The sequence below is a fragment of the Vibrio sp. Vb0304 genome (assembly GCF_033338995.1).
Lineage (GTDB): Bacteria > Pseudomonadota > Gammaproteobacteria > Enterobacterales > Vibrionaceae > Vibrio > Vibrio alginolyticus.
This window is the reverse complement of the sequence record NZ_JAWOTT010000012.1, coordinates 140,098-148,278: the sequence shown is the minus strand read 5'-3', so window position 1 is coordinate 148,278 and position 8,181 is coordinate 140,098. Positions and strand designations below refer to the sequence as shown.

The 8,181-nt window shown below is 43.6% G+C and carries 6 protein-coding genes; 5 read left to right on the top strand and 1 reads right to left on the bottom strand.

Annotated features, from left to right (window positions below; translation table 11 throughout):
* Window positions 1-2,342 (bottom strand): tandem-95 repeat protein (locus tag R7P35_RS15720; protein WP_318092321.1); only part of this gene is annotated, 2,342 nt, incomplete at its 3' end.
* Between the two features lie 400 nt (window positions 2,343-2,742).
* On the opposite strand from R7P35_RS15720, the gene R7P35_RS15715 reads away from it, so the two are divergent.
* The 5 genes from R7P35_RS15715 to R7P35_RS15695 all read left to right on the top strand — a co-directional run bounded on the left by R7P35_RS15715 (window position 2,743) and on the right by R7P35_RS15695 (window position 8,143).
* On the top strand, window positions 2,743-4,053 hold the full coding sequence (locus R7P35_RS15715; RefSeq protein WP_017635971.1) for a TolC family outer membrane protein: 1,311 nt from the start codon (window positions 2,743-2,745) through the stop codon (window positions 4,051-4,053).
* Window positions 4,054-4,055: 2 nt separating this feature from the next.
* Window positions 4,056-4,670 (top strand): OmpA family protein, encoded by a 615-nt coding sequence (locus R7P35_RS15710; protein ID WP_005377354.1) that lies wholly within the window; start codon window positions 4,056-4,058, stop codon window positions 4,668-4,670.
* A gap of 175 nt (window positions 4,671-4,845) precedes the next feature.
* Window positions 4,846-5,199 (top strand): DUF2750 domain-containing protein, encoded by a 354-nt coding sequence (locus R7P35_RS15705; protein ID WP_005377352.1) that lies wholly within the window; start codon window positions 4,846-4,848, stop codon window positions 5,197-5,199.
* Window positions 5,200-5,386: 187 nt separating this feature from the next.
* On the top strand, window positions 5,387-7,357 hold the full coding sequence (locus R7P35_RS15700; protein ID WP_213904987.1) for a diguanylate cyclase domain-containing protein: 1,971 nt from the start codon (window positions 5,387-5,389) through the stop codon (window positions 7,355-7,357).
* Window positions 7,358-7,444: 87 nt separating this feature from the next.
* Window positions 7,445-8,143 (top strand): IclR family transcriptional regulator, encoded by a 699-nt coding sequence (locus R7P35_RS15695; protein ID WP_017635969.1) that lies wholly within the window; start codon window positions 7,445-7,447, stop codon window positions 8,141-8,143.
* Window positions 8,144-8,181: the final 38 nt, after the last annotated feature.

Below are 8,181 nucleotides of genomic sequence, written 5' to 3'. Positions count from 1 at the left end.
TCTGAGCCGTTCCAGTCTGCGGTTGGAGTGAACGTAGCAATCCCATTGACGATCGCCACTTGAATGTTGCTGTTGCCGGAGACGCTGAAGGTCAGATCGCCATCCACGTTATCTACATCGCTGAAAGCCGTATTTAGATCGATGCTGTATGGCGTAAAGTCTTCTGCCAAGGTTTGGTCTGCAATGCTGCTTTCAACCACAGGCGTGTCGTTCACCGCATTCACGGTGACGTTAACCGTCGCTTGGTCAGTCAGTGCACCATCGGTCACGGTGTAAGTGATTTCAGCGTCACCATGGAAGTTATCAGCCGGTGTGAAGACCAGTTTGCCATCAACGATCTCAACTGTACCTTGTGTTTCAGGTACGGAAGCCGATTCAATCGACAGCTTATCGCCATCCACATCGGTGTCGTTTGGCAGGACATCAATCGTCACTGGCGTGTCTTCGTCAGTAACGGCGTTGTCATTGGTCGCCACTGGCGCGTCATTCACTGGCGTGACATCGATGTTCACCGTGGTGGACTCCGATACCCCACCGGAGGTAACGATGTAGGTAAAGCTGTCTGTACCGTGGTAGTTGTCATTCGGCGTGTAAGTGACGCTGCCATCCGGGTTGACCGAGACCGTGCCGTTAGCTGGGCCGTGATTGGTATCCAGCGACACCACTTTGTCGTTGCCTTCGAACGTGTCGTTACCTAAGACCTTGATGATGGTCGGCGTGTCTTCCACAACCGTCGCTTTATCTGCCACGATGTCCGCCACAGGCGCTACTGTGAAGTTCACCGTTTGGCTGACGCTTTCACCGCTTGGATCGGTGGTAGTAAAGGTTAACGCTTCTGAGCCGTTCCAGTCTGCGGTTGGAGTGAACGTAGCAATACCGTTGACGATCGCCACTTGAATGTTGCTATTACCAGAGACGCTAAACGTTAACTCGCCATCCACATTATCCACATCACTGAAAGCGGTGTTTAGATCGATGCTGTATGGCGTAAAGTCTTCTGCCAAGGTTTGGTCTGCAATGCTGCTTTCAACCACAGGCGTGTCGTTCACCGCATTCACGGTGACGTTAACCGTCGCTTGGTCAGTCAGTGCACCATCGGTCACGGTGTAAGTGATTTCAGCGTCACCATGGAAGTTCTCAGCCGGTGTGAAGACCAGTTTGCCATCAACAATCTCGACTGTGCCTTGCGCTTCAGGTACGGACGCCGATTCAATCGACAGCGTATCGCCATCAATATCGGTGTCGTTTGGCAGGACATCAATCGTTACTGAGCTATCTTCCTCTGTAATTGTTGTATCATTAGAGGCAATAGGCGCATCGTTAACTGAGTTTACTGTTACCGAAACTTGAGCTTCATCCTCTAACTCACCATCTGAGATGGTGTAGCTAATCGTTGCATTACCGTTGAAATTTTCAGCCGGAGTGAAAACAAGCTTACCATCGATAATCTCAACGATACCTTGCTCTTCTGGTACAGAAGCAGAGGTAATGATTAAATCATCACCTTCAATATCACTGTCGTTAGCGAGCACATCAATTACAACCTGGGAATCCTCGTCAGTTTGAATCGCATCATTAGTTGCTATTGGCGCGTCATTAACAGGCGTAATATCTAAGTTAGCAGTGCCATTAATAACACCGCCATCGTTATCAATAATGTCATAGGAGAATGACACTTCAGTGTCATCGTCAGCCTCTGGAATGTAAGTCCAAGATCCATCGCTGTTATCAATTAAGGTGCCATTCCCACTCTCAATAGTGACGTTTGTAATGACAAGAGTATCGGCATCATCAATATTGACGTTCGATAGTAATTCTTCAGTAGTTATCGTGATTGGATCGCTATCTTCCTCAACAGCGCTTAATGTCACTGGAGAATTAGTAAGTGGCTTACTTGAGCCATCCCCACTTGTCTCGATACCTGTTGTGAAGAAATCATTTAAGGTCAACGCTTGAGTTTCAGATAAGCCGAGGGATTCTAAGCCAATAGTTTCAAAGTTTGTTGAGGCTAGCACTTCAGTACCATCTCGTACAATCGTGGCACTATTTTGCAAACTGGAGCCACTATTTTCACCCGCTGCAGGTGCGAGTTCTTCATCAATAGCAGAAGGGTCTTGACCTTGCTCAATAGCACTAATAATCTGTGCTACATCGTCTGAAATATCTTTTAAACCTTGCTCTTGAGCAAGCTGAATTTTCAGGTCTTGAGGCGCAGCATCTGTCATTGCCACTATCACTTCACCTGGTAGAGGCTGCTGTCCTTCTGCAAGGACTCTCAGCTGCCCATCCAAACCTATTACGACGACTTGATTACCGAGTGGCACTAATGCTGTACGATCCATATAAACCTTAACCCTAAATAACTGTCAAGTTTTTGACTAATAATACTAATTTGCTATATATTGCCCGAATATATAGTGCAATAACAGCAATTTGATGCTCAATGAAGTAATTATGTGTCATACATCAATAAGAATCCAGACGCATAAGTGTTTTATTTTATTAAAATCTGGACACTCGTTTCTAGCCATTACCTCCATCTTTAATTTGAGATCTTAATTCAAGTTTTAGGCAGATTTAGTAGGTTGATTTATCAAAATTGAAACAAATGAACAGCGAATCAACAGGTTACTTCATCGCATATTAATGTTATTGTGCGCTAAATTATTGACGCCCTTATAAGTATTCCACTTATAAGCCCTATCACCTCGAGAATTTTTACCATTATCTAGGAGAATCACAGTGAAGTGGACTCGTGCCAACGCCTTTTGTATTGGTATGTTCACCGCTAGTCATGCTTTTGGGCAAACGCTAGAGCAAGCGGTTGAAAACACATTAAAAACCAATCCTGACATCAAAAGTGCGTTCAATGAATTCGTTAGCAAGCAGTATGTGAATGAAGCATCTGGTGGTGCTTACCTCCCATCCGTAGACTTAGATGCCGGTATCGGTTACGAAGGAATCAAACCCGCAGAGTCAGGGCGAGATTCAACCGATCTGACAAGAAAAGAAGCCACCGTGACACTAACCCAGCTAATATGGGATGGCTCAGCGACACTTAATGATATGGATCGAACAGCAGCTGATGCTGAATCGGTCCGTTATCAACTTCTAGCTGATGCCCAAGACACCGCTCTAGAGGTCGCGAAAGTTTATTTAGACTCAGTAAAAGCTTATGAAATTCTTACACTTTCCGAGAATAACTTGAAAGTGCATAAGAAGATCTATGAAGACATTAAAAAGCGAGTTAACTCAGGTATCGGTTCTACAGCAGACCTAACCCAGGTAGAGGCTCGTTTAGCAAAGGCTCATGGTAACTTGGTGGCAGCTCAGAACAACTTATATGACAGCCACACCACCTTTACACGCCTTGTCGGACAGTCACCACAAGGATTGATTTTCCCAAGAGCGGACCAAAACTTTATTCCCTACACCATCGATGAAGCGATTGACTTGGCATTCGAGTCACATCCAGTAATCAAAATTTCGGTAGCTGATGTGGACTCTGCAAAGTTCCAATACAAGCAATCTAAGGGAACTTACTACCCAACGATATCGGTAGAAGCGGCTCAAACATGGCGTGATGATGCAAGCGGTATCGAAGGAAGCAGCGAAGAGACAACAGCAATGTTACGTATGCGTTACAACCTCTTTAACGGTGGTAGTGACGTAGCCAACGCTGAAAGTTTTGCCTACCAACTAAATAAAGCAAAAGACCTAAGAGAACGTGCATACCGCCAAGTAGAAGAAGGTCTTCGTCTATCTTGGAGTGCGTTAGATTTAACACTTCAACAAAAAGAGTTCCTAGCGGATCACGTAGATTCGGCCTCAGAAACTGTCATCGCCTACGAAAAGCAGTATCGCATTGGAAAACGCACTCTGCTGGACTTGTTAAATACTGAAAACGAACTTTTCGAAGCGAGAAAGAACTACTTGGATGCTCGATACTCAGAGCAGTACGCCAAGTACCGCGTTATGAACGCGACTGGCCAATTGTTAAATGCCTTGCGTGTCGATGTACCTACAGAATGGAATGAAAAGGTGGAGTACTGATCATGAAACCAGTGAAGATTCTATTTGCATTGGGTATGCTCGCCATCACTCAACACGTTGTTGCTGAAGACGAATATGAGTATCGTCCTGTACCAAATGCAGAACAAATAGCAGATTTGCAAGATGACGATAACGATGGTGTCATCAATGCTCGAGATATGTGCCCAGGTACACCTGAAGGCTCAGAGGTCGACAACGACGGTTGTGGAGAATACATTAAAGCATCAGATAACATGCAAGTGCGGATACTTTTTGCTAACGACTCTGATGAGATCAATCCAGTCTTCAGAAGACAAGTCCGAGAGCTTTCCGACTTTTTAAAAGAGTACCCTACTACTTCGATAGAGCTGCACGGCTATGCTAGTAAAGTTGGTGGTTCAAAGCATAACCAAGATCTTTCTGAAAGACGAGCACGCAATGTCCGTGAAGCCCTACTAAGCTACGACATCGAACCGAGTAGAGTCCGCATTGTTGGTTTTGGTGACACTCACTTAGCACAGCAAGGGACCGATGAAGTCAGCCATGCTTTAAATCGTCGAGTAACCGCATCAGTCGTTGGTTACAAAGGCGAGATAAAAAGAGAGTGGACAATATTCACAACTCTTCCAGAAAGGTAAAGTACCTGTTTTTGTTTGCTCTGCAAGCACAAAGCAAACAAAAACGAGTGAATACTTAACCTCAGAAAAGGAGCTTCGGCTCCTTTATTTTTACTCATTTCGACAACCGTATTATGCTTTAGGAATCGGCACTTTAGTGTTACTCTAGCCACGTCATAACAACGAGAGTTTTGAAATGAGCAAACTTACATCAGATATCCAAGCGAACCTTGACCTTTTTGTTGCAGAAACGAAAGAAAACCAATTGGTTTGGGGTTTACGCAATGAAGAAGGTTGGCTATCTTGCGATTCAACTGAATTCGAAAACAGCGAAGTCATGCCTTTCTGGTCTTCTAAAGAAGATGCAGAAGCACATAATGTTGAAGAATGGGCAGATTTTACTGTACTAGAAATCCCATTAGATATCTTTGTTGAAGATTGGCTTTTGACTCTTGCTGAAGATGGTGTTCTTGTTGGAACTAACTGGAACGATCAGTTAGAAGGCAAAGAAATGGAGCCTCAAGATCTAGCAAAGCTTTACATTGATTAAAGATTTCTGACCTCAACTTTATGTTGAGGTCTTTCTTTTTTATGCCTCTTCTTTCAATATCTCGACCAAGTGCATAGTTTTACTACTCTTTTTCTTAGTACACCCAACTTAATCACAACGCTGATGCGTTAAAAGCGCTATGATAACTCAACTTTAAAGGCACCTTAAATTAAAGGCTCGTTTAAACATGCGCGTGCTCTATCCTTTGCTTGCGTCACTTTTGCTCACTCCAGTATATGCAAGCGACACTCAAGATATTGAACCAAACCAAAATATCACACAGTGGCACTCTGTCTACCAAACCACACTACGAAGCAACCCTGAGTCGGCATTGAGCATGCTTCAAGATCGCTACCATACAGCGAAATCGGACAGCGAAAAGCTCTACGTAAGTGGATTGATTTATGAATATATGTCAAACATAAATCAGCCTTACTACGGCAGCAGTCAAGTCTTAGACAACCATTTTTCTCAATTAGAATCAGAATATATTCTTGCCTTAAATGAACGTAAGCATGGTAGTTACGAGGCCTCAGTAGATAGCTTTTCTTCTTTGCGACAGACAATGAAGAAAATATCCGATTCCGAAGGCAAGGCTCTGATGAACTATCAACTTTGTTATACGCTGAATCAACAAGGTCGTTATCACAAAGCAAACTTTTATTGCTCATCCTTAGAGAGCCACTTAAATCATAAGCATCAAGAAAACTTCCCTGTTGATCTTGCTTTGCGCGTGGTAGCAAATAACTACAATTACCGCGGTGACTATGAAAAAGCCTTAAGTTTGTATCGACAGTTGATGGCCAACATGTCGACGCAAAGCGATCCTTCAGGGATTTACAATGACGTCGGCAATTTACTTGCAGAGCTGGGGCAATTTGAACAATCAGAGCAATATCTCATTCAAGCCTTACTGGTTCGCCAAGATGAAGGGACACCTCTTGAAGTTGCGCAAGTCGAACATAGTCTAGGAGCGATGTACAGAAAATCCAAAGAACTCGATAAGTCCATCAGCCACTACAAAAATGCATTAACGATTCTCGAACAACTTCATTACCCATACGGGCAAGGGTTGACCTATTTAGGGTTATCTGCTGCTTTGGCCGATTCTGGGCAATTGGATACCGCGGTAGATTACATTGGAAGAGCATTAAACATTGCCCAAACTTATGAGAATACGCACCTTGAAACAGAGGGTCATTTGGCTGCTGGATTGGCATATTTAAAGAACCATACACCCGAAAAATCGATTGAACACGGTACAATTGCGTTAAGATTAGCGGTAAAAAACGCTAGGCCCTTATTGCAAGCGCAAGCCCAATTACTCCTCTCAAAAGCATACCAAGCTCAAAATGATTACAAAAAGGCGCTGGAGCATCACAAGGCCTACTCGACGATTGAACTAACGAACCGAGACGCGAGTAATATCAAGGCGTTAGAGGCACTAGATCTCACTAAAAAAGAGTATGAATATGATCTACAAGTCGCGCAGTTGAACAACGAAACTCTTCTAAGTCAGTACCAGTTTGAAAAACTCACAGACCAACAACGCACTTATAATTTTGTTGTTTTCTGTTTATTGATTCTCCTCGCTCTGGCATTGATGGTTCAGCGACAAACACGCTTAAAAGCCAAAATAGACAGCTTAACGTGTGCATTAAACAGAGCGGCAATTATAGAGACGATTAAAAGCCACACCTCCAAAGCGGAAGGAGACTTCCGCTACGTTCTAGCATTAATCGATCTAGATGACTTTAAGGCGATTAATGATCAGTATGGTCATCCGACTGGCGACTTAGTACTACAACAGGTATGCAAAGCGCTTAAAGCTAAACTTAATAAGGGAGAGTACTTGGGTCGTTTAGGTGGAGAAGAGTTTATCTTGCTATTGAAAAACGTCGATGAGATTGACGTTCCCTTTAGAATACAAAGTCTGCATAAAACAATTTCAGAAAAGAGTGTACATTCGCTTAATAACCATCAATTGAATATATCTGCGAGTCTGGCCTATCTATCAACCTCAATGCCACTCACCAACTTTGATGAGCTCTATTCGATATTAGACCAAGCGTTATACAATGCTAAGAAGCAAGGAAAAAACTCCCTTGTGGATGCATACAACGAGCCGATCAGTTTAAGTGCTGAGTATATTCTCTAATAAAACCAAACCACCAGCGTAGTGGTTTGTTATAGGTGGAAGCATCAGTAAGCCATTCAGATGCAACACCATCATCAAGGAGTCTTTGTGCCCAAGGCAAGAAAAAACATTCAGTCTCTAGAGCGAGGTTTTCTAATCCTCGAGTTGCTCTCGATGAGTGAGTCTCCCCTATCATTACAGACGATCAGTAATGCGATCCAGTTAAATAAGACGACTGTTCACGGGTTACTTGCGACTCTACACTCTCTTGGATATGTATCCAAACACAACCATAGCTACAGCCTAGGGTTTAGATGCTATGAACTGTCTAAGCCGATTGAACAAAAAAACGAAGCTATCCGACAACATTTTGTTCCATTGCTGAAAAAAATGGCCCAAATGACTAACAACACTGCTTACCTCGCTGTACAAAGTGGCGCTAAAGAGTACTTGTATATCGATGCTATAGAGCAGGATAACCCTCTTACTATCCGTAGCCCGAGAGGGAAACGAGAAGGACTCACAACATCTGCGATCGGCAAGGTTTTTCTTAGTTTTGATGATGAGCTTCGCCGAACATTGCGCCTTGAAAGCCAAATATCCCCCACGTTAGAAACTGAACTTAATCAGGTTGTATTATCAGGTTACGCACTCGATTTAGAAGAGGCAGAGCCAAACCTCAATTGCTTAGCGATCCCCCTTTACTTGGATGGTAAAGTCGTTGCTGTTGCAGGTGTTAGCGGTGCTGCCTCCGAACTGACGGTCACTAGGCTAAAACACTTTGCCAGCATCTTTCTCAAACTTTAAGATTTGACAATGTCGAATCCTAGGCCATTTTTGTACTG

Coding starts and splice junctions, on each gene's coding strand:
- R7P35_RS15710 (WP_005377354.1), top strand. CDS start 4,056: ATGAAACCAGTGAAGATTCTATTTGCATTGGGTATGCTCGCCATCACT.
- R7P35_RS15705 (WP_005377352.1), top strand. CDS start 4,846: ATGAGCAAACTTACATCAGATATCCAAGCGAACCTTGACCTTTTTGTT.
- R7P35_RS15700 (WP_213904987.1), top strand. CDS start 5,387: ATGCGCGTGCTCTATCCTTTGCTTGCGTCACTTTTGCTCACTCCAGTA.